22 protein-coding genes are annotated in these 24,027 nt (G+C 74.1%); 10 read left to right on the forward strand and 12 right to left on the reverse strand.

The window, feature by feature from the left end; translation table 11 throughout:
* Positions 1 to 20 precede the first annotated feature (20 nt).
* The 4 genes from pspAB to G9H72_RS06515 all read right to left on the reverse strand — a co-directional run bounded on the left by pspAB (position 21) and on the right by G9H72_RS06515 (position 2,590).
* Positions 21 to 587 carry a PspA-associated protein PspAB gene (gene pspAB / locus G9H72_RS06500; protein ID WP_166169146.1) on the reverse strand — a complete coding sequence of 189 codons (567 nt, stop codon included), beginning with the start codon at positions 585 to 587 and terminating at the stop codon, positions 21 to 23.
* A complete protein-coding gene (gene htpX / locus G9H72_RS06505) occupies positions 587 to 1,450 on the reverse strand; it encodes a zinc metalloprotease HtpX (RefSeq protein WP_196790906.1) in 864 nt (287 codons plus the stop codon). The genes pspAB and htpX overlap by 1 nt, the downstream gene beginning before the upstream one ends.
* Before the next feature lie 85 nt (positions 1,451 to 1,535).
* Entirely contained in the window at positions 1,536 to 1,814 is a 279-nt protein-coding gene (gene pspAA / locus G9H72_RS06510; RefSeq protein WP_166169150.1) for a PspA-associated protein PspAA, read from the reverse strand.
* A complete protein-coding gene (locus G9H72_RS06515) occupies positions 1,811 to 2,590 on the reverse strand; it encodes a PspA/IM30 family protein (RefSeq protein WP_166169878.1) in 780 nt (259 codons plus the stop codon). The genes pspAA and G9H72_RS06515 overlap by 4 nt, the downstream gene beginning before the upstream one ends.
* A gap of 115 nt (positions 2,591 to 2,705) precedes the next feature.
* On the opposite strand from G9H72_RS06515, the gene G9H72_RS06520 reads away from it, so the two are divergent.
* Both G9H72_RS06520 and G9H72_RS06525 read left to right on the forward strand, forming a co-directional pair.
* On the forward strand, positions 2,706 to 3,317 hold the full coding sequence (locus G9H72_RS06520; protein ID WP_331272047.1) for a DUF3043 domain-containing protein: 612 nt from the start codon (positions 2,706 to 2,708) through the stop codon (positions 3,315 to 3,317).
* 45 nt (positions 3,318 to 3,362) lie between these two features.
* Positions 3,363 to 4,364 (forward strand): aldo/keto reductase family protein, encoded by a 1,002-nt coding sequence (locus G9H72_RS06525; protein ID WP_166169154.1) that lies wholly within the window; start codon positions 3,363 to 3,365, stop codon positions 4,362 to 4,364.
* A gap of 24 nt (positions 4,365 to 4,388) precedes the next feature.
* Here the strand turns inward: G9H72_RS06525 and G9H72_RS06530 are convergent, their stop codons facing one another.
* Entirely contained in the window at positions 4,389 to 4,607 is a 219-nt protein-coding gene (locus tag G9H72_RS06530; protein WP_166169155.1) for a hypothetical protein, read from the reverse strand.
* A gap of 91 nt (positions 4,608 to 4,698) precedes the next feature.
* Between G9H72_RS06530 and G9H72_RS06535 the strand changes: the two genes are divergently transcribed.
* On the forward strand, positions 4,699 to 5,163 hold the full coding sequence (locus G9H72_RS06535; RefSeq protein WP_331272048.1) for a DUF3291 domain-containing protein: 465 nt from the start codon (positions 4,699 to 4,701) through the stop codon (positions 5,161 to 5,163).
* A gap of 14 nt (positions 5,164 to 5,177) precedes the next feature.
* Here G9H72_RS06535 and G9H72_RS06540 read toward each other — a convergent pair whose 3' ends face one another.
* Together G9H72_RS06540 and G9H72_RS06545 are read right to left on the reverse strand one after the other, a co-directional pair.
* Positions 5,178 to 5,738, reverse strand: coding sequence for a hypothetical protein (locus G9H72_RS06540; RefSeq protein ID WP_166169159.1), 561 nt, complete (start codon positions 5,736 to 5,738; stop codon positions 5,178 to 5,180).
* Positions 5,739 to 5,813: 75 nt separating this feature from the next.
* Positions 5,814 to 10,640: a family 43 glycosylhydrolase gene (locus tag G9H72_RS06545; protein ID WP_166169161.1), complete on the reverse strand. Its 4,827-nt coding sequence runs from the start codon at positions 10,638 to 10,640 to the stop codon at positions 5,814 to 5,816.
* 239 nt (positions 10,641 to 10,879) lie between these two features.
* Here G9H72_RS06545 and G9H72_RS06550 point away from each other — a divergent pair, with 239 nt between their 5' ends.
* The 4 genes from G9H72_RS06550 to G9H72_RS06565 all read left to right on the forward strand — a co-directional run bounded on the left by G9H72_RS06550 (position 10,880) and on the right by G9H72_RS06565 (position 14,997).
* On the forward strand, positions 10,880 to 11,920 hold the full coding sequence (locus G9H72_RS06550; RefSeq protein ID WP_166169162.1) for a bifunctional adenosylcobinamide kinase/adenosylcobinamide-phosphate guanylyltransferase: 1,041 nt from the start codon (positions 10,880 to 10,882) through the stop codon (positions 11,918 to 11,920).
* A 224-nt stretch (positions 11,921 to 12,144) separates the two neighbouring features.
* A complete protein-coding gene (gene cobT, locus G9H72_RS06555; RefSeq protein ID WP_166169880.1) occupies positions 12,145 to 13,206 on the forward strand; it encodes a nicotinate-nucleotide--dimethylbenzimidazole phosphoribosyltransferase in 1,062 nt (353 codons plus the stop codon).
* Positions 13,207 to 13,234: 28 nt separating this feature from the next.
* Positions 13,235 to 13,978: an adenosylcobinamide-GDP ribazoletransferase gene (locus G9H72_RS06560; RefSeq protein WP_166169164.1), complete on the forward strand. Its 744-nt coding sequence runs from the start codon at positions 13,235 to 13,237 to the stop codon at positions 13,976 to 13,978.
* A 125-nt stretch (positions 13,979 to 14,103) separates the two neighbouring features.
* On the forward strand, positions 14,104 to 14,997 hold the full coding sequence (locus tag G9H72_RS06565; protein WP_331272109.1) for an ATP-binding protein: 894 nt from the start codon (positions 14,104 to 14,106) through the stop codon (positions 14,995 to 14,997).
* 203 nt (positions 14,998 to 15,200) lie between these two features.
* Here G9H72_RS06565 and G9H72_RS06570 read toward each other — a convergent pair whose 3' ends face one another.
* From G9H72_RS06570 to G9H72_RS06580, 3 genes are all read right to left on the reverse strand, one after another.
* Complete coding sequence (locus G9H72_RS06570) at positions 15,201 to 15,854, reverse strand: DUF305 domain-containing protein (protein WP_166169168.1); 654 nt, start codon at positions 15,852 to 15,854, stop codon at positions 15,201 to 15,203.
* An 82-nt stretch (positions 15,855 to 15,936) separates the two neighbouring features.
* Complete coding sequence (locus G9H72_RS06575; protein ID WP_166169170.1) at positions 15,937 to 17,220, reverse strand: copper amine oxidase; 1,284 nt, start codon at positions 17,218 to 17,220, stop codon at positions 15,937 to 15,939.
* A 17-nt stretch (positions 17,221 to 17,237) separates the two neighbouring features.
* On the reverse strand, positions 17,238 to 18,059 hold the full coding sequence (locus G9H72_RS06580) for a Tat pathway signal sequence domain protein (RefSeq protein ID WP_166169172.1): 822 nt from the start codon (positions 18,057 to 18,059) through the stop codon (positions 17,238 to 17,240).
* A 401-nt stretch (positions 18,060 to 18,460) separates the two neighbouring features.
* Here G9H72_RS06580 and G9H72_RS06585 point away from each other — a divergent pair, with 401 nt between their 5' ends.
* Positions 18,461 to 19,258: an IclR family transcriptional regulator gene (locus tag G9H72_RS06585; protein ID WP_166169174.1), complete on the forward strand. Its 798-nt coding sequence runs from the start codon at positions 18,461 to 18,463 to the stop codon at positions 19,256 to 19,258.
* A gap of 3 nt (positions 19,259 to 19,261) precedes the next feature.
* On the opposite strand, the gene gcvT is transcribed toward G9H72_RS06585, so the two are convergent.
* Positions 19,262 to 20,353: a glycine cleavage system aminomethyltransferase GcvT gene (gene gcvT / locus G9H72_RS06590; protein ID WP_231126570.1), complete on the reverse strand. Its 1,092-nt coding sequence runs from the start codon at positions 20,351 to 20,353 to the stop codon at positions 19,262 to 19,264.
* Positions 20,354 to 20,487: 134 nt separating this feature from the next.
* Here gcvT and G9H72_RS06595 point away from each other — a divergent pair, with 134 nt between their 5' ends.
* On the forward strand, positions 20,488 to 22,020 hold the full coding sequence (locus G9H72_RS06595) for a leucyl aminopeptidase (protein ID WP_166169178.1): 1,533 nt from the start codon (positions 20,488 to 20,490) through the stop codon (positions 22,018 to 22,020).
* Between the two features lie 36 nt (positions 22,021 to 22,056).
* Here G9H72_RS06595 and G9H72_RS06600 read toward each other — a convergent pair whose 3' ends face one another.
* Entirely contained in the window at positions 22,057 to 22,407 is a 351-nt protein-coding gene (locus tag G9H72_RS06600) for a hypothetical protein (protein ID WP_166169180.1), read from the reverse strand.
* A gap of 212 nt (positions 22,408 to 22,619) precedes the next feature.
* Between G9H72_RS06600 and lpdA the strand changes: the two genes are divergently transcribed.
* Positions 22,620 to 23,993 (forward strand): dihydrolipoyl dehydrogenase, encoded by a 1,374-nt coding sequence (gene lpdA, locus G9H72_RS06605; RefSeq protein WP_166169182.1) that lies wholly within the window; start codon positions 22,620 to 22,622, stop codon positions 23,991 to 23,993.
* Positions 23,994 to 24,027: the final 34 nt, after the last annotated feature.

Consider the following 24,027-nt stretch of genomic DNA (forward strand, 5'->3'; position numbering starts at 1 on the left):
CCCCCGGCCGGGTGGCTGCCTCAGAGCCCCGGCGCGCCCCACACCGGGAACCACCGCGCCAGGTCCGGCTCGACGCGCAGGTCGGTCAGCGCGCCGCGGGCCTGCAGCTCCAGGGCGTTGTCGCGCTGCTCGTGGCCGGTCGGGGCGAAGGGGTAGAACGTGCCGCGCTTGTAGAGGTAGACGAGGGACAGCCGTTGGTCCTGCGTGCCGCTGAAGGCCACCAGGGAGCAGAGCAGGGCCGGGCCGAAACCCTGCGCCTCGAGGCTCGCGTTGACGGCGTGCAGAGCGGTCACCAGGCCGGCCATGTCCCCCGGGTCGTGGCGACAGGTGAGCCAGGTGAAGCCGTACCCGTCGAGCGACCGCTCCACGTTCGGCCCGCCGTCGGCGTCGAGCAACGCCTGCACGTCGGTCTCCAGCTGGGCGAACGCCGCCCCCTCGGCGGCCCGGAAGCAGACCGACCCGACCCCGGTGGGCCTGAGCCCGAGCGAGGTCTCCAGCGTCAGCGCCGCGTCCGGCAGGGCGAAGAGCTCGTCGAGGCTGGGAGGCGGTGGCTGCGCCCGCCCCAGCAGCCGGTCGAGCAGCCCCATCAGCCGGCCCGCCCGAGCTCGCCGGAGATGCGCGAGAGCCGGTCGAGCCGCGTGTCCAGGGAGGGGTGGGTGGAGAACAGCGAGGAGATGCTGAACCCGCCCGCCAGCGCCGGGGCGAAGAAGAAGGCGTTGTACGCCTCGGCCTGGCGCAGGTCTCGTGTCGGGATGCGGGCCATGTCCCCGGACACCTTGACCAGCGCGCTGGCCAGCGCGCTGGGCTGGCCCGTGAGCAGGGCGCCCGCCCGGTCCGCGGCGAGCTCGCGGTAGCGCGAGAGCGCTCGGATCAGCAGGAAGCTGACCGCGTAGACCGCCACGCTCGCGACGACGACCAGCAGGACGACCGCCGCCGCGTTGTCCCGGTCGTTGCCGCGCCGCGGGGCCACGCCCCCGAAGAGGAACGAGCGCATGAGCAGGCCCGCCACCACCGACACGAACGACGACACCGTCATGACGGTCACGTCCCGGTGCGCGACGTGGCTCAGCTCGTGCGAGAGCACTCCCTCGAGCTCACGCTCGTCGAGCCGGCGCAGGATGCCCGTGGTCGCGCAGACGACCGCCCGCTTCGGCGACCGCCCGGTCGCGAAGGCGTTGGGGATGTCGGTGTCGGCGATGGCCACGCGCGGCTTCGGCATGTCCGCGAGCGCGCAGAGCCGGTCGATGACCGCGTGCAGCTCGGGGGCCTGCGCCGGGGACACCTCCACCGCCCGCATCGACGCCAGGGCCAGCCGGTCGCTGAACCACCACTGCACGAACAGCCCGACACCGCCGAGCAGCAGCACGAGCGGCCAGGGCAGGCCGAGCCCGATGAGCACCGCCATGACGACGACGTACAGCAGGCCGAGCAGCACGACGGTGAGCACCATGCGCCCGACCAGCCCGCGGTCCGGGGCGTAGCGGGACTTCACGCGGGCGTCCCCCCGGCACCGGTCGGCGCGGTGGCGGCACGCGTCATCCGGGGATCATGCCCTCGTCGGTGAGCAGCTCCTTGACCTGCTCGACCGAGGCGTCCTCGGCCGGCAGGACGGCGTCCGAAGGCACCAGCTCCTCGGCAGGCAGCGGCGTGCCCTGCGCGCGCACGTGGCCGAGCAACGCGGCCAGGGCGTTGCGGAACGTCGGCTCGTCCGCCATCGTCACGGCCTTCTCGACCGCGTCGTCCAGCGCGTTGAGGGCGTCGACCTCGTTGTCGGGGACGTGGTACTGCCCCTCGCCGAGAATGCGGACGATCACGCCTGGCCCTCCTTCTGCACGTTGACCTGCCCGACGGCGGAGCCGCCGGGAGCGGTCGACCCCTCGATGGCCTGCGGCGCCGGGGCCGAGCCGAGCTCGCCCTTGAGCCGCTGCAGCTCCAGCTCCACGTCACCGGTGCTGGAGATGCGGTCCAGCTCGGCGGTGATGTCGTCCTTGGACGTGCCCGTGGGGTCGTCGAGCGCGCCGGAGGCCAGCAGCTCGTCGATCGCGCCCGAGCGCGCCTGCAGGGACTGGGTCTTGTCCTCCGCGCGCTGGATCGCCAGCCCGACGTCGCCCATCTCCTCGCTGATGCCGGAGAAGGCCTCACCGATCCGGGTCTGGGCCTCGGCCGCCGTGTAGGTGGCCTTGATCGTCTCCTTCTTCGTGCGGAACGCCTCGACCTTGGCCTGCAGCCGCTGCGAGGCGAGCGTGAGCTTCTCCTCCTCGGCCTGCAGCTGCGCGTGCTGCGCCTGCAGGTCGGCGATCTGCTGCTGCAGCCCCGAGCGGCGGGTGAGCGCCTCGCGAGCGAGGTCCTCGCGTCCGGCGCCCAGTGCCTGGCGCCCCTGCCCCTCGAGCTTGTCCGCCTGCTGCTGCAGCTGCGCGAGCTGCAGCTCGAGCCGCTTGCGCGAGGTCGCGACGTCAGCGACGCCCCGGCGCACCTTCTGCAGCAGCTCCAGCTGCCGCTGGTAGGAGTAGTCGAGGGTCTCGCGCGGGTCCTCCGCGCGGTCCAGGGCGTTGTTCGCCTTGGCCCTGAAGATCATCGACATCCGCTTCATGATCGACATGCCTGCTCCACTCCGGCCGCTGGTGCCGTTGATCCTGTGCCCGCCGTCGGGGCACCGTGCTCCGTGCTGCCCCTCCCCCGTCAGGCGAGCGTCTACCCTAAGCAGGGTGATCCGGCGCCGTAGCTCCTCGTCCACCGCTGACGACACGCTCGTCAAGGTTCCCGTGCCCGGGGCCTCGGAGGAGGTGCCCGACGGCGGCAGGGCCGGCGGCAAGGGGCGGCCCACGCCCAAGCGTGCGGAGGCCGAGAAGCAGCGCCGCCAGGCCGTACGCCCGCCCAAGGACCGCAAGGAAGCCGTCCGCCTCCAGCGCGAGCGCGCCCGCCAGGAGCGCCAGCAGCGGGTCGAGGCGCTGCGCCGCGGCGACGAGCGCGCCCTGCCCGCCCGCGACAAGGGCCCGGTCCGCAGGTTCGTCCGCGACTGGGTGGACTCCCGGTGGAACCTCGCCGAGCTGTTCCTGCCGGTGGCGGTCGTCGTGGTCGTGCTGTCGTTCGTGCCGGTGACCGCGATCCAGGCCGCGTCGATCTACGTCATGTTCCTGATGTTCATCGGCATCATCCTCGACGCCTTCATCACGAGCGTCCGACTGCGCCGGATCCTGCCCGAGCGCTTTCCCGACGAGCAGCGCAAGGGCGCCGTGGCGTACGCCGTGCTGCGCGCCCTGCAGCTGCGCAGGCTCCGCCTGCCCGCCCCGCAGGTGCAGCGCGGCACCAAGGTCTGACGCCCTGGCGCTGCCGGAGGGGTGCGCGGCTCCTATCGTCGGGACATGGAGTTCCGTTCCCTCGGCCGCAGCGGCCTGAAGATCAGCGAGATCGCCTACGGCAATTGGATCACCCACGGCGGGCAGGTCGAGGACGACGCCGCGACCGCGTGCATCCGGGCGGCCCTCGACGCCGGGATCACCACGTTCGACACCGCCGACGTCTATGCCAGAGGCCGGGCCGAGCAGGTCCTGGGCGCGGCCCTCGAGGGCGAGCGCCGCTCGGGCCTGGAGATCTTCACCAAGGTCTACTGGCCCATGGGTGACGGCGCGAACGACCGCGGCCTGTCCCGCAAGCACGTCATGGAGTCGATCGACGCGTCGCTGCGGCGGCTCGGGACCGACTACGTCGACCTCTACCAGGCCCACCGCTACGACTACGAGACGCCGCTCGAGGAGACGATGCGGGCGTTCGCGGACGTCGTCCGGGCCGGCAAGGCGCTCTACATCGGTGTCTCGGAGTGGAACGCCGAGCAGATCCGCGCGGGCAAGGCGCTCGCCGACGAGCTCGGCGTGCACCTCGTGTCGAACCAGCCGCAGTACTCCGCGCTGTACCGCGTGATCGAGGCCGAGGTCGAGCCCGCCTGCCGCGAGCTCGGCATCAGCCAGATCGTCTTCTCCCCCATCGGCCAGGGCGTCCTGACCGGGAAGTACAAGCCGGGCGCCGAGCCGCCGGCGGGCTCGCGGGCCACCGACCAGAAGGGCGGCGGCGCCCAGTTCATCTCGCGCTGGATGCGCGACGACGTGCTCGAGAAGGTCCAGCAGCTGGCCCCTCTCGCCGACCAGGCGGGCCTGTCGATGGCCGCGCTCGCGGTGGCCTGGGTCCTGCAGAACGACAACGTGGCCGCCGCGATCATCGGCGCCTCGCGGCCCGAGCAGGTCGAGAGCAACGTCAAGGCCGCCGGGGTCAGGCTCGACGCCGACCTCAAGGCGGAGATCGACACGATCCTCGGCGACGTCGCCGCCACCGACCCCGAGCTCACCCAGAGCCCGAACCCGCGGCCGTAGCAGCCCGAGCGCCCCCTCGGGCGGCTACATGCCGCCGCCCGAGGGGCGCAGGCTCATGGGGCCGTAGACCTGGGTGTCGTCCTCGAGCAGCGTGACCTGCTCCACCCCCTCGGCGAGCAGCGCCCGCCACTCCTCGCCAATCCAGGACTCCGCGTCCGACTGGGTCGGGAAGCCCGATCCGGGCAGCGTGGCCCCCGTGACCTCGGACCCGTCCGCGCGCTCGTAGCGCCAGCTCCACGGCATGGCCGGACCCTACCCACGCCGGCTGCCGGACGGCACCCCGCCCGTCCCCCGGAGCGCGCGCCCGCGCGCTCTGCCGCGGGACAATCGACTCGTGCACCTCGCCCAGGTCAACGTCTCGCGGCTGGTCGCCCCCACGTCATCCCCGCAGCTCGCCGGCTTCGTCGAGGCGTCCGGGCCGGTCGAGCGAGCCGGCGCCGCCGCCCCCGGCTTCGTGTGGCGCACCCACGTGACGGTCCCGCCTGGGATGCGCACCCACCCGTTCGCGTTCGACCTCGCCGGCAGCGCCGGCCTGGTGGTCAACCTGTCCGTGTGGGAGTCCCTGGAGAGCCTGGCCGAGTTCGTGCACTCGGGGCTGCACCTGGAGGCGCTGCGGCAGCGCCGTTCGTGGTTCGCCCGTCACCCGGAGCCGGCGAGCGTGCTGTGGTGGGTGCCCGCGGGCCACCGCCCGAGGATGCCGGAGGCGGCGCAGCGGCTGCAGCACCTGCGCGCGCACGGCCCGACCGAGCATGCCTTCCCGCCCCGGCAGGCCTTTCCCGAGCCCTCCGGCCCGCGCTGACCGCGCGCGGTGCGTCACGACGGCGCCGGCCCCGCGACGAGCAGGAGCACGTTCTCGTACGCCCCGCCGAACTGCACAGCCGTGATGTGCCGGAGCGGGTGGACGGTCGGCTCGGTGTCCCAGACCCCGTCCGGGCCCACCTGCTGCAGGTGCAGGCCGTCGCGGGTGATGCGCCGTGGGCGGCCGATGTAGACGACGTCCCGCCACCGCTTCTCCGGCGCGATGGTCACGAGCGGGTACGCCATTGCGGCCGTGGCGAGCAGCCGCCGGCGGGAGTCCAGGTCGACCGGCTGGGCGGGACGCGGTGGCGGCCACATCGCGCGCAGCTCGAGCGAGCGGCGGACGAGCTCGCTCGCCGGGGCCTTCCGGACCCGGATGACGTCCTTGCGCCGCACCGCGGTCCAGCCGTCGGGCTCGTACCCCGGGCCCAGCACGGTGAGCAGCACCCAGCGCCGGCCGAGGCCGGCCACGTACCCCTGCAAATGGTGGCTGTCGAGGCGCGGCCGCCAGAGGCGGACGAGCTGCTGGGCCGCCAGGGCCGAGCGCAAGCGCCCCTCGACGTCACCAGGATCCATCCCCGCAGCCTCGCAGAGCGGAGTCGGGCCCGCTGGTGCGCACCAGCGGGCCCGCCGCCCCTGCTCGCCCGGCCGTCAGCCGCCGAGCTGCGCGAGCAGGGCCCGCGCATCCGTGATCAGCAGGCTGCGCACAGCCGGGTCGTCGACGCGCCGCTCGGCGTGCTCGACGTACTGCTGCAGGTAGCGCGCCGCCTTGGCCCTGTTGCCCTCGGCCAGCGCCTCGACCGCGCCCTCGAGCCGGTTGCGCAGGTTGGTGTGCGCACCCTGCGACAGGGCCCCTGAGGCGAGGTAGCGGTCCGCCAGTGCCGCCAGGTCCGTGGTGGACGTGGTCACCGTGAACGTCACGGTGAGCTCCTGCACGTGACCGGCCCGGTCGGTGGCCCGCACGACGAGCGTGTGACCGCCGAGCGGGAGGGCCGACAGGTCGACGGCCGCCCCGTTCGAGAGCGTCTTCCCGTCGAGCGTCGCGCTCGTCGAGGCGACTCCCGACGTGGCGTCCGCGGCGGACCAGGCCACCGTCGGACGGGCCGAGTGCCCGTACGCGCCCCCGCCCGTCACGCCGCCGGTCAACGTCACCACCGGGCTGAGCGTGTCCTGGCGGACCGTCAGGTCGGCCGCGGTGCCGACGTTGCCCCGCCCGTCGGTGGCCCGCGCCTTGACGGTCGTCGTCCCGTCGGCGACGGAGAACGGCGCGGTGTAGGCCTTCCACGTCGTGCCGCCGTCGACGGAGTACTCGATCGAGGCGACGCCGCGCGGGTCGGTCGCCGTCACGATGACCGAAGCGGGAGTCCGGAACCAGCCGTCGGTCCCGTCCGCGGTGCCGGCCGTCGCGGCCGTGATCTCGGGGCCGGTCAGGTCCACGACGACCGGGTCGACACCGGTAAGCGTCGGCGCGACCCTCTGCATCAGCCCGTCAGCGCCGAAGTGGAGCCGGTCGATCGTCGTCTCGCGGTGCGTGCCGTCACCGCCCGGGATGGCGAAGCGGTGGTAGGCGATGTACCACTCGTCGGTGCCGGGGACCTGCACGATGGAGCTGTGCCCCGTGCCGAGCAGGCCCTGCGACGGGTCCTTCTCGAGGAGAACGCCGCGGTACGTCCACGGGCCGTCGATGCTCGTCGAGGTGGCGTAGCCGACGCGGTAGTTCGGCGACCCGGTGTCGTCGATGGCGTACGTCAGGTGGTACGTGCCGTTGCGGTAGTTGACGAACGCGCCCTCCCGGAAGTCGGTCAGCCCGTTGATGCGCTTGAACGTCCCCGGCTTGACCGAGAGCATGTCGTCGCTGAGCTCGCCGTAGACCGGGCTGCCGTTGCCCCAGAACAGGTAGTACTTGCCCGTGGCGGGGTCACGGAAGGCGGCCGGGTCGATGGCCTGGCCTGACGTCACCGCCTCGTTGTTGAGGATCATCGCGGTGGGCTGCGCCGTGAACGGCCCCTCCGGGCTGTCGGCCACGGCGACGCCGATGGTCTTGCGGTTGACCGCCGGGTTGTGGCCGGAGAAGTAGAAGTAGTACTTCCCGCCGCGCTCGATGATCGTCGGCGCCCACGCGTTGCCGGTCGCCCAGGGAACGTTCCCGTTCACCCCGTCCAGCGTCAGGAAGGGCTTCTCCGAGCGCTCCCAGTCGACCAGGTTCTTGGACTTCCACACGTAGAAGTCCTTGCCGCCCCAGCCGGGCGTGCCGTCCGTGGTGGCGTAGATGTAGAACGTGTCGCCGAAGACCGCGATGTTCGGGTCGGCGTAGAGGCCCGGCAGCACCGGGGTGCGCATCTGCACCGCCCGCACCGTCCAGGCCCGCACCTTCCCGTCCGTGCCCGTGACCGTGTAGGTGACCGGGCTGGTGAGGTCTCGGACGGAGCCGTTCTCCGGCGACACCGTGGCCCCGGCGGACGTGACCAGCGTGGGCGCCAGCGTGGTGACGTCCGTGCCGGGCTTGACCGGGAGCGTCACGCCACCGCCGTCGGCGTCGACGATGGCAGGCGCCTTCAGCTCCGGGAGCGTCACGTCGACGACGGCAGCAGTGTTCCCTGAAGCGGTCATCACCTCTTGCGCCGAGAGCGCCCGGTTGTAGACCGCGAACTCGCGGACCTCCCCCTTGAGCGTCCGGTCGCCGTTGTAGACGGACTTGCCCAGGTAGTTGGCGAGCGTGTAGCCGTTGCCGATGTCGCCCGGGTCGAGCGTCACGTCGGTGCTGCGCCCGACCTGCACGCCGTCGAGGTAGAGCGTCGCGGTGGTGCCGGACAGGACGTACGTCAGGTGCTTCCACACCCCGCGGGCGACCGCTCCGGTGCCGGTCACGCCCTGCTCGGTCGTCCAGTTGCCGGAGGCGATCGCCGCCCGGTAGCTGTCGCCGGTGGTGAAGAGGTAGCCGCTGCCGGCACCCGCGGAGTCGGTGTTGCCGAAGCCGTAGACGAAGTACGGCGTCGCCTGGGTCGGGTCGATCTTGACGTCGGCCTCGATGGTGATGTCCGTGACGCCCGCGAGCAGGTTGTCGGGGATGTCGACGTAGTCGTCGACGCCGTCGAGCCGCAGCGAGCCCACCCCGGTCCACGTCCCGCCACCGACGATCGTGCCGTTCTTGGCGTTGCCCGAGCTGTCGGTGACGGTCGAGCCGCTGGCTTGGTCGAACGAGTAACGCAGGATCTCGCCCTTCGCGTTGGCCGGGACGGGCTCCACCGTGGGCAGCCCGGCGCGCAGGCCGTCGAGCTCGGCCTTCGTCACGGGGACGACCGTGCCGTGGCGAGGGGCGCCCGGCAGCTTGTAGCTGGCCGGGACCGCCCAGTTGGGCGTCTCGAGCGACGTGCTGGCCAGCGGGATGTAGCCGCGGCGGCCGTACTCGTCCACGAACAGGTAGTACTTCTGGCCGTTGACGTCCCCGGGGTTCGCCTTGAAGACAGTGGGGCCCTCGACGGCCGCGGTGCCGGCGTCGCGCCCGATGCACGAATCCTGCATCGCCCACGCCGGCTGTCCCGGAAGGTCGACCGCGGTCAGCGACGTCGACTTCTCCTGGATGATGTCGGAGCACCCGGTGCCGCCGCCGCCTTCGTCCTTGGTGAAGCGGTAGTACGTGCCGCTCTCCCGGATGACGGTGGAGTCGATGCGGGACTCGCCGCGGTCCTGCCAGATCTTCGGCTCGCTGAACGTCACGAAGTCGCGGGTGGTGGCGTACAGCATGCGGTTGTAGGTGTTGCCCGTGTGGCCGGGGTCGTTCGCGGCGTACAGCTTGGAGGCCCAGAAGACGACGTACGAGCCGAGGCTCTCGTCGTAGTAGGCCTCCGGCGCCCACGTGTTGCCCGCGGTCTCCGGCGAGACCAGCACGTGGCGCTGGTCGGACCAGGTCTTGAGGTCGGTCGACTCCCACACCTCGATGTAGCGGCTGCCCTGGCGCTGCGAGGCGTCCCAGCTCGTCCCGCTGCCGATCGAGAGGTCGGTCGCGATGAGGTAGAACTTGTCGCCCTCCGGCGAGCGGATGACGAACGGGTCGCGCAGGCCCTTCGTGCCCTGGGTGGACGTCAGCACCGGCTGCCCGCCGTTGAGCTCGTCCCAGGCCAGCGCGTTGTTGCCGCGGCTGGCGGCCATGTAGATCTTCTCCCCGGTGATGCTGTCGCCGGTGAAGTACGCGAAGGCGTAGCCGGCGTACGGCGCGAGAGCCGCCTTGGCCCGGACGCGCAGCGGCAGCGTGCGGGTCGTGGTCTGCGCCCCGTAGGTCACCGTGGCGGTCAGCGTCACCTGGGTGTCGGCCGCCTGCCGGGCCACCTCGCCGGTGGCGGTGACGACCGCGGGGTCGCTCGATGCCCAGGACACGGTGGCACCCCGGCTCGTCGTCGGCAGCGTGACGTTGCCGCGCACGTCGTCCGCGTTCGGGACCGCGAGCGCGGCGGCTGCCTGCGCCGCCAGCTCGGCGTCGCTCGACTGCGCGAGCACCGTGACCTCGAACGTCCTCGTGTCGCTGATGCCGCGGTAGGACAGGGTCGCGGTCAGCGTCGCCGTGCCCGGCGGGGAGCCGTACGCGGGGCGCGTGACGACACCCGCGGGCGAGACGAGCGACGGGTTCGAGCTGGCCCAGGAGATCGTCGAGCCGCCCGCCCCCGTCGTCGGCAGCGTGAGGCTGCCGGTGACCGCGGAGGTGTCGCCCAGGGTGAGCGCCGCCTTGTCGACGGCCACGACGCCGGAGATCACGGTGGCCGCGAGCTCGTTCACCTCGTCGGCGGCGAGAGCCCGGTCGTAGATGCGGAAGTCGCGGATGCGCCCGTTGAAGAGCCGGTCACCGGTGTAGACCGAGCGGCCGACGTAGTTCGCGGTGGTGACGCCGTTGCCGATCTGGGAGGGGCGGATGGTCACGGCGTTGTTGCGCCCGACCTCGACACCGTTCTCGTAGACGACGCCGACGCCGCCGCCGATGGTGACGGCGATGGACTTCCACACGCCGCGGCTGAGGTTGTACGACGCGGCCGGGCGGATGTTCTGCTCGGTGGACCAGTTGCCGGTCGCGATCGCGGACCGGTAGTCGTTCCCCGTGGTGAACAGGTAGCCGTTCCCGGTCGACCCGCTCGTGTTGCCCATGCCGTAGATGAAGTACGGCGTCGCCTGCGCCGGGTTGACGTAGACGTCCGCGGTGACCGTGATCGAGTCCAGGCCGGCGAGGATGTTGTCGGGCATGCGGACGTACGTGTTGGTCCCGTTGAAGGCGAGGCCCTGGCCCGGCGCCTCGAGCGCGGTCCCGTTGAGCACGCCGTCGCGGCCGTTGCCGGACGCGTCCTCGGCGACCGTGCCGGTGTCCCCTTGCAGCGGGTAGTGCAGGACGAGGCCGGGCGCGACCTCGGCGGCCTGCGCGGCAGGTGCGGTGACCGCGCCGGCGGTCCCCAGCGCCAGCGCGAGCGAGAGCAGGCCCACGAGGGGCCGGGCCATACGGGGTGGCCGTGGCGGGCTGCCGGGGTGGCGCAGCATGCGGCGTTGCATCTGTCTCCTCGAGGGGCGGCGTCGGTGTTAGCGCTCACAAGCGCAGCCCCGACTGTGGCCAGCACCGCGTCGTCGGTCAAGGCCTCGACGACAACGATTCGGTCGCGATGGCTCCTGCGGTGCCGGGTGCCGGCAGAGCGGGCCCCGACGGCTGCCGGCCCCCGTGACCGGCGGCTAGCGTTCCCCTCATGCCCGTCCCCCGCCCGCTGGCCCGGCTGCTCGGGACCGGAGCGGTGGCGGGCTGGCCGGAGCCGGGCTGCCCCTGCGCGTCCTGTGCGCTCGCGGCCGCCGATCCGCGGGCGCCGTGGGACGTACGCGTCGGCGCGGCCCGGCTGCCCGACCCGGCGCTCGGGGTCGGCGAGCACGCGGTGGTCGACGGCGTGTGCGTACGCCGGACGGCCCCCGGCGCCTGGGAGGCCGGCCCGCTGGACGGCCCACGCCTGCTGCTCGTCACGGCGCCCGGCCCCGTGCCCGCCCCCGCCGGCCCGTACGCGCTGGTGCTGCTCGGGGACGCCGACCCCGCCGCTCTGGCGTGGCTGCGGCGCTGCGGTGCGGTCGGGCCGGCGACCGACGTGGTCGCGGTCGGCCTCTCGCACCGGCACCGCCCTGACCAGCTGCCGCGCGAGCTGGCCGCCGTGGGCGTGCGCGCGGTGCCGGACGGGCACGCCCTCGACCTGGTCGGGCAGCCGAGCCGCCCCCTCACCCCCCGGCGCACCCTCGTGCTCGGTGGCGCCCGCTCCGGCAAGTCCGCCGTGGCCGAGGGGCTGCTGGCGGCCGAGCCGGAGGTGACGTACGTCGCGACCGCGCCCGGCCGGCCGGACGACCCCGAGTGGGACGCCCGCGTCCAGCTGCACCGGCAGCGCCGGCCCGCCCACTGGCGGACGCTGGAGACCCGCGACCTCGTGCCGCTGCTCGCCGCGGAGGGACCGCCCCTGCTCGTGGACTGCCTGGCGCTGTGGCTCACAACCGTGCTCGACGAGTGCAGGGCCTGGGACGACCCGCGGGCCGCGCTGCCGGCCGTGCGCGAGCGGCAGGAGGCGCTGGTGGCCGCCTGGCGCGGCACCCGGCGCCGGGCCGTCGCCGTGAGCAACGAGGTCGGCAGCGGCGTCGTGCCGGCGACGCCCAGCGGGCGGCTCTTCCGGGACGAGCTGGGCCGGCTGAACGCCGCTATCGCCGCGCAGAGCGAGCAGGCCCTGCTGGTGGTGGCCGGTAGGGTCGCCTGCCTGTGAGCTCCTTGCCGCCCGACGGACCGTCCGACCGCCCGACCGACGCGCCGAGCGACCCGGACGCGCCCGACAACGCCCGGCGGGCCGACCAGCCCGGGGAGGCGCCCCCGCCTCCGGCGCCGCGCGAGGACGCGGCGTACCGCTCCGGGGCCGGCGCCGAAGCGGCGGTCGGGCCCACCGACGCTCAGCTGCCCCCGGCCGGTGCGGTCACGCTCACGGTCGAGGAGCTGCACCTGCTCGGCGGCCGGGTGGAGCACCCGGACGAGGGCTTCCGGCAGGAGACGCGGCAGCGCCAGGCCGAGCTGGCCAAGCCCGTGGGGGCGCTCGGCCAGCTCGAGGACCTCTCCGTGTGGGCCGCCGGCGTGCAGGCCGCCTGCCCGCCGCGCCCCTTCGAGCGCCCGCGGGTCGTCGTCTTCGCCGGCGACCACGGCATCGCGGCGGGCGGGGTGTCGGCGTACCCCGCGGAGGTGACGGGGCACATGGTCCGCGCGTTCCTGGCCGGGACGGCAGCGGTCAACGCCCTCGCTCGGCAGGCCGGCGCCGGGGTGCGAGTGCTGGACCTCTCGGTGGACGCGGACACGTCGGACCTGCCCGAGGACGTCACCCGCTACAAGGTCCGCCGCGGGACGGGGCGCATCGACACCGAGGACGCCATGACCCGCGAGGAGGCGGTGGCGTCGCTGCGCGTGGGCATGGCCGTGGCCGACGAGGAGGTCGACGCGGGCGCTGACCTGCTGATCGCCGGGGACATGGGCATCGCCAACACCACCGCGGCCTCCGCCCTCGTCGGCGTGCTGACCGGCAACGACGCGGCCTCGGTCTGCGGGCGCGGCACCGGGGTGGACGACCGGGGCTGGATGCGCAAGTGCGCGGCGATCCGCGACGCCATGCGGCGCGGGCGCCCGCACCTCGGCGACCCGATCGCACTGCTCGCGGCGATCGGCGGCCCCGACCTCGCCGCGACGACCGGGTTCCTCGTGCAGGCGGCGATCCGCCGGACGCCGGTGGTGCTCGACGGGATCATCCCCTCGACCTGTGCGGTGCTCGCCCACCGGGTCGCGCCCACGGCCTCGCTGTGGTGGCTCGCCGGGCACCGGTCGACCGAGCCCGCCCAGTCGATCGCCCTGCAGCAGCTGGCCCTCGAGCCCGTCCTCGACCTCGGCCTCCGGCTCGGCGAGGGCACGGGCGCCCTGCTCGCGCTGCCGGTCCTGCAGGCGGCCGTCGCGGCCTGCTCGGAGATGGCGACCCTGTCGGAGCTGGGCGGCTCGCACGAGCCCGCGGCTCCCTGACCGTGCTGCCCCGGCGCCGGGGCCGGCGGTGAGCACCGCCGGCGACGCGCTCCGGCTCGCGGTCGGGACCTTCAGCGTCGTGCGCGTCCCGGCCCCCCGGCGGGTCGACGCCGCCGTGGCGTCCGGCGCCATGCTGCTCGGCCCGCTCGTCGGCGCGGGCCTGGGAGGCGTGGCCGCGCTCGCGCTCCTGGCCGTCGACGCCCTGGACGGGCCCCCGCTGCTCGGCGCGGCCGCGGCGCTGGCGGCGCTCGCCGGGCTCACCCGGGGCCTGCACCTCGACGGGCTCGCGGACACAGCTGACGGGCTCGGGTCGGGCCGTCCCGCCCCCGGCGCGCTCGAGGTGATGAAGCGATCGGACATCGGGCCGTTCGGCGTGGTCACGCTCGTGCTCGTGCTGCTCGCCGACGCGGCCGCACTGGCCGCGGCCCCGACGACCGCTGTGGTCGTCGCCGCGGTGACCGGGAGGGCGGCGGTCACCCTGGCCTGCCGTCGCGGAGTGCCCTCCGCCCGGGCCGGCGGCCTCGGCGCGACGGTCGCCGGAACCGTCCCGGTGGCCGGCGCCCTCCTCGTGGCGGCCGCTGCCGTCGGGCTCGGCGGTGTGCTGCTCGGCGCGCGAGGCGCGAGCGCGGCCGCCGGCGGGCTGCTCGCGGGGCTGGCCCTGCTCGCCCGGTGCCGGCGCCGCTTCGGCGGCGTCACGGGCGACGTGCTCGGTGCCCTGGTCGAGACCTCGACGGCGGTGTCGCTGGCGGTGCTGGCGCTGGGCTCCCGCTGAGTGCCGGCCACCCGAACGCACGGTGTAGATGTGCACGCAGCGGATATGAGAGATTGCACACCGTGAGTGCGTAGGACCTGTCCCAGCGGAGGCCCACCGTTTCCACGAGCGAGCGAGTCGTCCGGCTGCCGCCCGACGCCGCGTCGGTGCCGGCGGCCCGGGCCTTCCTGCGCAGCTGCCTGAGCGAGTGGCTCCCCGAGGCGGTCGACGTCGCCGAGCTCTGCATGTCCGAGCTCGCGACCAACGCCGTGCTGCACGCCCGGACCGACTTCGAGGCCTCCGTACGCGTCGCGCCCGGCCGTGCCCTGCTGCAGGTCCGCGACTTCTCCGCCGCGCTCCCCCGCCAGGTGCTGCACAGCGAGCGGGCCACGACCGGACGTGGGCTGGACCTGGTCAACGTGCTGGCGGTCGACTGGGGCGCGGACCAGTGCGCGGAGAGCGGGAAGGTCGTGTGGTGCGAGCTGTCGGCGGACCCGCCACCCGCGGCGGCCGACGACGAGGCCGGCCTGCTGGCCATGTGGGGCGACGACGACCTGCAGGACGTCCCCGCGGTGCCCGCGCGGCCCGCGGGCCGGGTGGCGCTGCTGCTGCGCTACCCCGTCGCGCTCTGGCTGCAGCAACGCGAGCAGCTCGATGCCCTGCTCCGCGAGTGCGTCCTGCTCAGCGAGGCCGCCTCCCGCGGCGAGGGATCGGCACCCGAGCGGCTCGTGCGCCTCGCCGAGCACGTCGCGAGCCGCTTCCCGACCGTCAGCGAGCGCGCGGACCGCGACCGCCTGGCCGCACTGCGCCGCGGCGAGGAGACGGTCGACCTCGAGTACCCGATGCCGGAGGGCACGGAGGAGGTCCTCGTCGAGTTCCGGGACACGCTGGAGGCGCTGGACGCGTACGCCGGCCGCAACGACCTCCTCATCATGCAGACCCCGGAGCCGTTGCGCCGGCTGCGCGACTGGAGCATCGAGCAGCTGCTCTCCCAGATGGCGGGGGCGCCGCCCGTGCCCTGGGACGGGCCGCTGCGCTGAGGGGCGCCCCGCACCGGCCCGGCGGGCCGGTGCGGGGCACTGGCCCCCCGACCATCCCCCGGGCAGGGCGCGACGGGAGCCGTCCCCTCCCCGGCTCCCGACGGCGCCCCCTGCCCGTCGGGGAGCCCATCGGCGGCCGGGCCGCGGTGCTGAGGCGTCGGGCCGCGTGCCGCAGCGACGTCGCCCGGACGGCCCAGCCGGCCTCACAGCTCGTCGATGAGCCTCGCCATCGCCGCGTTCTCCCCGGCCTGCTCGGCCAGGATGTGCTTGGCGATCTTGCGCGTGTAGACGTTGTCGCCCTCGGCCACGACCTGGCGGGCCATGTCGAGCGCACCCAGGTGGTGCTCGATCATCTGCCGCAGGAACAGCTCGGTGGCCGGCGCCCCCACGGCCCCGTCGAGCCGGCGCAGCTGGGCCGGCGTGAGCATCCCGGGCATCGCGGCGAGGTCCCGTGACCACCTCGATCCGTGCGCGCCGTGGGCCGGGCCCGGGCCCGGTGCGAGCGGCTTTCCCCACGCCGTCAGCCAGGCGCGCATGTCCGAGGCCTCGCGGGCCTGGTCGCGGGCGATGTACTCCGCGATGGCGCGGGCCCGGTCGTGGACCCCGTCCTTGGCCAGCAGCAGCCTGCTCATCCGCACCGCTTGCTGGTGGTGCGGGACCATCATCTGCGCGAACACGACGTCGGCCGCGTTCGGCGGCTTGGGCCGCACCACGGGCTGGGCGGCCGCCGGGCCGGCGCTCGCCGCCACCGGCTGCGCGGCCGAGACGTCCCTACCCGGCCCGCCGCGCAGGGCCGTCGTGCCGATCAGCGCCGCGGCGACGGCCGCGACGAGCGCCAGGAGCCCGGAAGCTCTCATGGGGTGCGTGCTCCTTGCTGGGGGGACGGGCTGCGACCGGACGGCCGGGCCCGCCAGGGGGCGGGCCCGGCCGGGGGTGCGCTCAGGACGTCGGCCGCCCGACGCGGCCGTTGACGTAGCGCCGCTGGTCCGGCGTGAGCATGTTCTGCGCGGTGAAGTCGCGCGGCACCAGGTCGAAGCCCTGCCAGTGGAACGGCATCGGGCTCTGGTCCTCGTCGCGCGGGATGTGGTGGAAGCCCACCCGCACCCACATCACCGGGTCGGTCATCGTCTCCCCGTTGACGTACTCGGGCAGCGACGTGCCGATGCACTCCGGGTCCTGGTTGAAGCTCGCGAACTTCTCGCACGCACGATATTGCGTGAACGACACGTCAGGTGTCGTCTCCGGGTGCACCTCGTACGCGTCGTTCGCCCCGAGCTCGAGCTCGTAGGACCGCTTGTGGCCGTCCGTGTTGGTCGTCGGGCTCACGACGCGCCACCACCGGCGGTTCGCCGTGGTGAACGACCCCTCCACGGGGATGTCCGTCCTGGTGGTCTTGAGGATGGCCGCCCGCCGCCCGACCTCGCCCGTCGGCGCGGTGTCGTACTGCTCCACGGTCTCGTTGCCGGCCCCGCCGATGTTCCAGTTGATCTTCCAGAACGCGGAGTGGTAGTGGTTCGTGGAGAAGTCGGCGAGGTTGGTGCCGATCGGCCACCCGTGGTCGGCGGTCGTGTAGTCCGAGGGCGCGAGGTCACCCGTCGCTCCGAGCGCGGTGCTGATGGTGCCGTCGTCGGCGAAGCGCCACTCGGTGACGTACTCGTACCAGTCGATCTTCGAGATCGTGCGCAGGACCAGGTCGTGGCCCTGCTTGCTGTAGAGCGGGCCGGTGCCCGTGGTGTTCCCCGTCTTCGCGCGATAGGCGAAGCCGGATTCCTCCTCCGAGACGCAGAGGACCATCTTGGTGTCCTCGCCGGTGCCCAGCCACTGCCCGTAGACCTTGCCGCCGGGGCACTCGGCCTTGGTCATGGGCTGCATGTAGCGGTCGCCGAAGCCGTACGACGTGATGTCGTTCCACTCGTTGGCGCCGGAGTCGTAGGGGACGTTGAGCTGTGCGAGCGCCGCCTGGTCGATGAGGGTCGTCGGCGCGCCCTCCCCCGGCGCCTGCACCGCGATCCTCTCCAGCACGAGGCCGGTCTTGGCATCGACCCGCCAGCACATCGTCCAGCGAGTGCCGTTGTGCAGTTTCTCGTTGACCAGCCCGTTGCTCCCGCAGTAGGCGGCGCGGTCCTTCTCCTTGCTGGCCTCCGCGGTGGAAGCGGTCAGGGTCGAGGCGACGAGTACTGCTACCGCCGCCCCGACGCCCGCAGTCGTTGTCCTGCCGAGCATTCGCGGGATCCTCCGGTTCATGAGAGCTGAGCGACGGTCTTGGTGGACAGGTTGACGACGAACCCGGTGATGTCGATGAAGGGGCCGTCGTCCGGCAGTTGCGTGATGAACTGCAGGCAACGGTGCTGCCCGCACGTCGGCGCCCCGACGTCGCCGGGGCTCGCGACGTACGTCATGCCGTTCGTGACGATCTGGTCGGGCGACACGAACTCCGCCCCCGTCAGCTTCTGGTAAGCCGTCCGGAAGCCCGCGCTCTCGGGCGCGGCGAGGAAGAGGTCGAACGCGACGGCCGTCTCCTCCACGGAAGCCGGGGGCTGCATCTGCGGGGCCGCGGCGGTCCGCTCGACCTGGCCCGTCGTCAGGTTCACGACGCGCTTGACGAGCGTGTCGTCGGAGTAGTCGTAGAAGTAGACCGCCGCCCGCCGCGGGGCGTCCTTGGCCACCTCGCCCGGCAACGGGTCCTCGAGCTCGAACGAGAGGTACTCCGGCCCGGGCTCGCCGGAGACGCCGGTGCCCGTCGCCACGAAGGCCGGGTCCAGCGCGATCTCCCGGGCCTTCGCGGCCTCGTCGATGGTCACCGGGTCGCGCCCCGTGCCGGCGCCGCGCGGCGCGGGAGTGCCGGCCACCGGCACGGTGTCCTCGGCCGCCGCCTCGCCTCCACCCGCGGCCGGCGACGTGCCCGCTGCGACGCCCGCTGCGACCCCCGCGCCGCCGGCCGACGGGTCGGCGGCCGGGGCGGGAGCCAACGTCGAGCTGTTCGCGCCGAGCGGGATGGCGATCGCGAAGATCACGCCGACGGCGCCGGCCACCGCCGCGGCGCGCCCGAGCACGGTACGCACGGAAGGCCTCCCGGTCGCCCGTCCTCCGCGCGGCGGGTCGGACCCCGCCGCCGCCTCGTCCTCTGTCTCCACACGGGCCTCCTCGTCAGGTTCGCAGAATGCGTCCCGGGGGCCCGGGCGGCTCTGAGGCGGCCCGGCCTCCACCCCCGGTCGGCGACGAGAACTCTGGGCGCTGACGGCGCGCGCTGGGTTTCCCGACCGTGAAGGTCTCCGCAACGACACGGCGTCGCGAATGGAGAAAGCGCCGGCCCTTCCGGGTCGACGGGCAGCCCCACCCCCTGGCCGGCGACCACCGGCGACCCCGAGACGACGTTCCGGAGAAACCAGGCGGTAACTCCGCACTCCTATCGTCTGGGCCCGGGGGCCGGCCTCCCGCCGGCCGCGTCGTGAAGGGGGGAGCGGTGACGCCTGGACCGAGCGGGACGTGGGCTGCGCCCGCGCCGGCAGCCGCTGCCCCGGGCGGGCTTCCCGGGCGCCAGTCCCATGCGGTGCGCAACGCGTTCGCGCTGCTCGAGGAGGTCGCCCGCGCCGGCCCCGGCGTGACGGCCAAGCAGGTCGCGGGCGCGCTGGGCATGTCGCCCGCCACCACGTACCGGCTGCTCAACCTGCTCGTCGCGCTGCAGTACGTCGAACGACAGCCCGGCGCCCGCGGCTTCACGCTGGGGCACAAGGTCGCGCACCTGGCAGGGCTGGTCGCGCTCGTGCACGTGCCCGTGGCCGCCCGCCGGCTGGTCGAGGACCTGCGGTCCCGTGCCCGGACGGGCGTCCACCTGGCGTCCTACGCCGGCGGCGTCCCGGCGCTCGTCGACCCCGACCCGGCCCAGCCGCCTCCCCCCGCCGACGCGTTCGCCCGGCACCTGCACGCCTCGGCGTTCGGCAAGCTGCTGCTCGCCGAGTCCGGGGACTGGCGCCGTTCCCTCGGTGAGGCACCGCTGCGCAGGCTGACGCCGCAGACGCTGGTCTCGCCGGCCGACCTGGACGCCGAGCTCACGGGCGTCGGGCGCGCGGACAGGGCGTACCAGATCGGGGAGCTGCGCCCGATGCGGGCGTGCCTCGCACTGCCCGTGCGCAGCTCCGCCGGCCGGCTCGTCGCGGCCGTGGCGCTGACCGGCGTGCCCGAGCAGATCCGCTCGCTCGACCCGCGCGACGTCGCGGCCGCCGCCCGCACCGCTCGCGAGCTGTCGCCCTTGTTGACCTGAGGCTCAGCGCACCGAGGAGGCGACGAACGGGGGCCGCACCACACGGGCCCGCGAGATGCGCCCCCGCACGTCGAGCGCGACCTCGCTGCCGACCTCGACCCCCGGGTCGAGCAGCGCCAGGCCGATCCCCACCCCCCGGGTCGGGGAGAACGTCCCGCTGGTGACCTCCCCGACCCGCGCCCCGTCGGCGCCCTGCACCGTCATGCCCCGGCGCGGGATTCCCCGGTCGAGCGCCTCGATCCCGTGCAGCACGCGGTGCGGGCCGGACGCCCGCTCGGCCAGCAGGGCCTCGCGGCCCCAGAAGGCCGGCTTGGCCCAGCCGACCGCCCACGAGGCCCTGGCCTGGACGGGGCTGATCTCCAGCGACAGGTCCTGCCCGTGCAGCGGGTAGCCCATCTCCAGCCGCAGGGTGTCCCGCGCGCCGAGCCCGCACGGCTCGGCGCCGGCCGCGAGCAGCGCGTCCCAGAGCGGCCCCGCGGCCGAGGCCGGCAGGACCAGCTCGTAGCCGCGCTCCCCGGTGTAGCCGGTGCGGCAGACCGTGACCGGCATGCCGTCGCGCGCGGTCTCCACGAAGGACATGTACGGGTGGCCGGCCGGTAGCGACACGGCTTCGAGAGCGGCGTCACTGCGCGGCCCCTGCACGGCCAGGACCGCGTAGGACCCGGAGACGTCCTCCACCGTCACCCCCGCGGGGGCGCCGGCCGCGAGCCGCCGGGCGACCTCCGCGACGTTGGAGGCGTTGGGCACGAGCAGCAGGTCGTCCTCGTCGCGCAGGTAGACGATGAGGTCGTCGACCACGCCGCCGTCCTCGGTGCAGCACAGCGTGTACTGCGCCATGCCCGGCGCGATGCGGCCCAGGTCGTTGGTGAGCGTGGAGTTGACGTACGAGGCGGCGGAGGCGCCGCGGACCAGGACGGTCCCCAGGTGGCTGACGTCGAACGCGCCCACCCGCTCGCGGACCGCGGTGTGCTCGCGGACCACCCCGGCGTACTGCAGCGGCATCTCCCAGCCGCCGAACGGGGCGAGCTTGGCCCCGAGCGCGACGTGCCGGTCGTACAGAGCGGGACGGAGGGGGGCGGCAGCGGCATCGGCCATGGGGCCGGACGCTAGCATCGAGCGCTTCAGGCCCCTCGGGGCCGATCCGTCGGGAACGATCACGACCCGGAGCGCCCCTCCGGCCGCGGCCCGTTCCCCGGGCGGAGTCGCGACACCTGCAGTTAGGACGGACCGTGCCCGAGCTCACGCTGACCAGCTCCTCCCCCGCGGGCCTGCGGGTCGACGCCGTGGTCGTCGCCACGCTGCAGGGGCCGCGCGGCCCGGTGCTCGCAGAAGGCGCCGAGGAGGTCGACAAGGCCCTCGGCGGCCGGCTCGCCCGGACGCTGTCCGCGCTCGGCGCGACCGGCGCGACGGGAGAGGCCGTCAAGGTGCCCGGGGGCGACGGGGTGACCGCTCCGGTCGTCCTCGCCGTCGGCCTCGGCCCGGCGCCGGCCCGCCGGCGCGGGGAGGCCACGACGTACGCGGCCGAGACGCTGCGGCGAGCGGCGGGCGGGGCGGCGCGGGCACTGGCCGGCACGCGGCGGGTGGCGCTCGCCCTGCCCGCGCCCGACGCGGCGGCCGCGGCGGCGGTGGCCGAGGGCGCGCTGCTCGGGGCGTACTCCTTCACCCGCTACCGCAACACCTCGGCCGACCAGCACAAGGCACCGGCGGAGTCCTTCACGCTCGTCACGCCCGCAGCCCGCGAGCGCGCGGCCCGGGACGCGGCGGACCGGGCCCGCGCCCTGGCCGAGTCGGTGGCGCTCTGCCGCGACCTCGTCAACACCCCGCCCTCGGACCTGCCGCCCAAGGCCCTCGCCGAGGCCGCGGCCTCCGCCGCCGAGGGCCTGCCGATCACGGTCGAGGTGCTCGACGAGCGGTCGCTCAAGCGCCGCGGCTTCGGGGGCATCCTCGGCGTCGGCCAGGGATCGGCGCGGCCGCCCCGGCTGGTCAAGCTGAGCTACGCCCCCGACGCGGGCGGGCCCCATCTGGCGGTCGTCGGCAAGGGCATCACGTTCGACTCCGGCGGCCTGTCCCTCAAGCCGCCGGCGTCGATGGAGACGATGAAGTGCGACATGGGCGGCGCCGCCGCCGTCCTCGCCGCCGTGGTGGCGGTCGCGCGGCTCGGGCTCCCGGTCCGGGTGACGGCCTGGATGCCGCTCGCGGAGAACATGCCCTCCGGCTCGGCGATCCGGCCCTCGGACGTGCTCACGATGTACGGCGGCCGCACCGTCGAGGTGCTCAACACCGACGCCGAGGGCCGCCTCGTCCTCGCCGACGCGATCGTCGCGGCCTGCGAGGAGAAGCCCGACGTGCTCGTCGACACCGCGACGCTCACCGGGGCGCAGATGGTCGCGCTCGGCTCTCGCACCGCGGCGGTCATGTCCAACGACGAGGCGCTGCGCGAGTCGGTGCAGGCCGCCGCTGCCCGCGTCGGCGAGAACGTCTGGCCGATGCCGCTCCCCGAGGAGCTGCGCAAGAGCATGGACTCCCAGGTCGCCGACATCGCCAACATGGGTGACCGCTACGGCGGCATGCTCGTGGCCGGGCTCTTCCTCAAGGAGTTCGTGGCCGAGGGCGTGCCGTGGGCGCACCTGGACATCGCCGGGCCGGCGTTCAACGAGGGCGAGCCGTTCGGCTACACCCCCAAGGGGGGCACCGGCGCGAGCGTCCGCACGCTCGTCGCCCTCGCGGAGGACCTGGCGGCCGGGACGCTGCGCAAGGGCTGAGCCACGGGGCGGCCCTGCCCGGGCGGGTGCGGCCGCTCAGACCGTGCCGGTGCGGCGCGTCTTCTCCTCGGCGGCCTTGCGGGCGTTCCACGCCCGCATCCGCTGGGGGTAGCCGACCACTGACGCGTCGTAGCTCGGGATCCCGAGCGCGTTCGCCAGCGCGTGGGCCGCGTGCGCGTCCCGGACCCGGCGCCGCGTCCACTCCCCGGTGTTGGCGACGTAGACGACGGTCGTGGTCGTGACAGCGGTGGGCGGCTCGACGTACGCCTCCACCCCGGTGCGCGAGGCGGCGAACTCGCGCAGGTGGCGCTCGTCCTCGGAGGTCGCTGAGCGCTGGGCGACCGGCTTCCGCGACCCTCGCGAGAAGATCCTGCCGAGCCCGCGCATCCGTCCCCCTGGTCGGTCCGTGCCATGACGGGCGGGCCGACCGGGCCCGCCGTGCGCCGGGAATCGGCGTACCGATAGGAACGCTAGGACAGCCCGGGCGGTGCCCGCGCCGGATTGGACCAACCCGGCGCGCTCCTCCCCCGTTCGAGCACGCGGCGCGCCAGTGACAAGATTGGCGCGCACGTGCATCCACCACACCCAAGGAGAGCCACGTGGCGGACAACGCCTTCGACGTCGTGATCCTCGGCGGAGGCAGCGGCGGCTACGCCTGTGCCTTCCGCGCCGCGGAGCTCGGCCTGACCGTCGCGCTCATCGAGAAGGACAAGGTCGGGGGCACCTGCCTGCACCGCGGCTGCATCCCCACCAAGGCGCTCCTGCACGCGGCCGAGATCGCCGACGGCGCCCGGGAGAGCGAGCAGTTCGGCGTGCGCGCCACGCTCGAGGGCATCGACATGCCCGGCGTGAACAAGTACAAGGACGCGACGATCTCCCGCCTCTACAAGGGCCTGCAGGGCCTGGTGAAGGCGCGCAAGGTCACCTACGTCGAGGGCTACGGCAAGCTCGTCGCGCCCAACGTGGTGGAGGTCGACGGCGCCGCCTACCGCGGCCGCAACGTCGTGCTGGCGACCGGCTCGGTGCCGAAGTCGCTGCCCGGCCTCGAGATCGACGGCGACCGCATCATCACCAGCGACCACGCGCTGCAGCTCGAGCACGTCCCCAGCTCGGTCATCGTCCTGGGCGGCGGGGTCATCGGCGTCGAGTTCGCCAGCGTCTGGAAGTCCTTCGGCGCCGACGTCACCATCGTCGAGGCGCTCCCTCACCTCGTCCCTCTCGAGGACGAGTCCAGCTCCAAGCTGCTCGAGCGCGCGTTCCGCCGCCGCGGCATCAAGTACGAGCTGGGCAACCGCTTCAACGGGGTCGAGCGCACCGACTCCGGGGTCAAGGTCTCGCTGGCCGACGGCAAGCAGATCGAGGCCGACCTCATGCTCGTCGCCGTCGGCCGCGGCCCGGTGTCGCAGGGCCTCGGCTACGAGGAGGCCGGCGTCCGGACCGACCGCGGCTACGTGATCGTCGACGAGTACTGCCGGACCAGCGTCCCCAACGTGTACGCCGTGGGCGACCTCATCCCGACGCTGCAGCTGGCCCACGTCGGCTTCGCCGAGGGCATCCTCGTCGCCGAGCAGATCGCCGGCGTCGCCACGACGCCGATCGACTACGACGGCGTCCCGCGAGTCACCTACTCGGAGCCGGAGGTCGCCTCGGTCGGCCTCACCGAGGCCAAGGCCACGGAGAAGTACGGCGAGGTCGAGACCCTCGTCTACGACCTGGGTGGCAACGGCCGCAGCCAGATCCTCAAGACGCAGGGCTCGGTCAAGCTCGTCCGGCAGAAGGACGGCCCCGTCGTGGGCATCCACATGGTCGGCTCGCGCGTCGGCGAGCTCATCGCGGAGGGCCAGCTCATCTACAACTGGGAGGCGCTGCCGGCCGAGGTCGCGCAGCTGATCCACCCGCACCCGACCCAGTCGGAGGCCCTCGGGGAGGCGCACCTCGCCCTCGCCGGCAAGCCCCTGCACGTGCACGGCTGATTTCCACCCCTTCTTCGGATCGGTGTCGATCCGT

Origin of the sequence: Motilibacter aurantiacus (genome assembly GCF_011250645.1) — a bacterium.
Taxonomy (GTDB): domain Bacteria; phylum Actinomycetota; class Actinomycetes; order Motilibacterales; family Motilibacteraceae; genus Motilibacter_A; species Motilibacter_A aurantiacus.

Bases quoted from the DNA above. Each gene is read 5' to 3' on its own strand.
- pspAB (WP_166169146.1), bottom strand. From the start codon at position 587: ATGGGGCTGCTCGACCGGCTGCTGGGGCGGGCGCAGCCACCGCCTCCC.
- htpX (WP_196790906.1), bottom strand. From the start codon at position 1,450: ATGGTGCTCACCGTCGTGCTGCTCGGCCTGCTGTACGTCGTCGTCATG.
- G9H72_RS06515 (WP_166169878.1), bottom strand. From the start codon at position 2,590: ATGAAGCGGATGTCGATGATCTTCAGGGCCAAGGCGAACAACGCCCTG.
- G9H72_RS06525 (WP_166169154.1), top strand. From the start codon at position 3,363: ATGGAGTTCCGTTCCCTCGGCCGCAGCGGCCTGAAGATCAGCGAGATC.
- G9H72_RS06530 (WP_166169155.1), bottom strand. From the start codon at position 4,607: ATGCCGTGGAGCTGGCGCTACGAGCGCGCGGACGGGTCCGAGGTCACG.
- G9H72_RS06540 (WP_166169159.1), bottom strand. From the start codon at position 5,738: ATGGATCCTGGTGACGTCGAGGGGCGCTTGCGCTCGGCCCTGGCGGCC.
- G9H72_RS06545 (WP_166169161.1), bottom strand. From the start codon at position 10,640: ATGGCCCGGCCCCTCGTGGGCCTGCTCTCGCTCGCGCTGGCGCTGGGG.
- G9H72_RS06550 (WP_166169162.1), top strand. From the start codon at position 10,880: ATGCCCGTCCCCCGCCCGCTGGCCCGGCTGCTCGGGACCGGAGCGGTG.
- G9H72_RS06570 (WP_166169168.1), bottom strand. From the start codon at position 15,854: ATGAGAGCTTCCGGGCTCCTGGCGCTCGTCGCGGCCGTCGCCGCGGCG.
- G9H72_RS06575 (WP_166169170.1), bottom strand. From the start codon at position 17,220: ATGCTCGGCAGGACAACGACTGCGGGCGTCGGGGCGGCGGTAGCAGTA.
- gcvT (WP_231126570.1), bottom strand. From the start codon at position 20,353: ATGGCCGATGCCGCTGCCGCCCCCCTCCGTCCCGCTCTGTACGACCGG.
- G9H72_RS06600 (WP_166169180.1), bottom strand. From the start codon at position 22,407: ATGCGCGGGCTCGGCAGGATCTTCTCGCGAGGGTCGCGGAAGCCGGTC.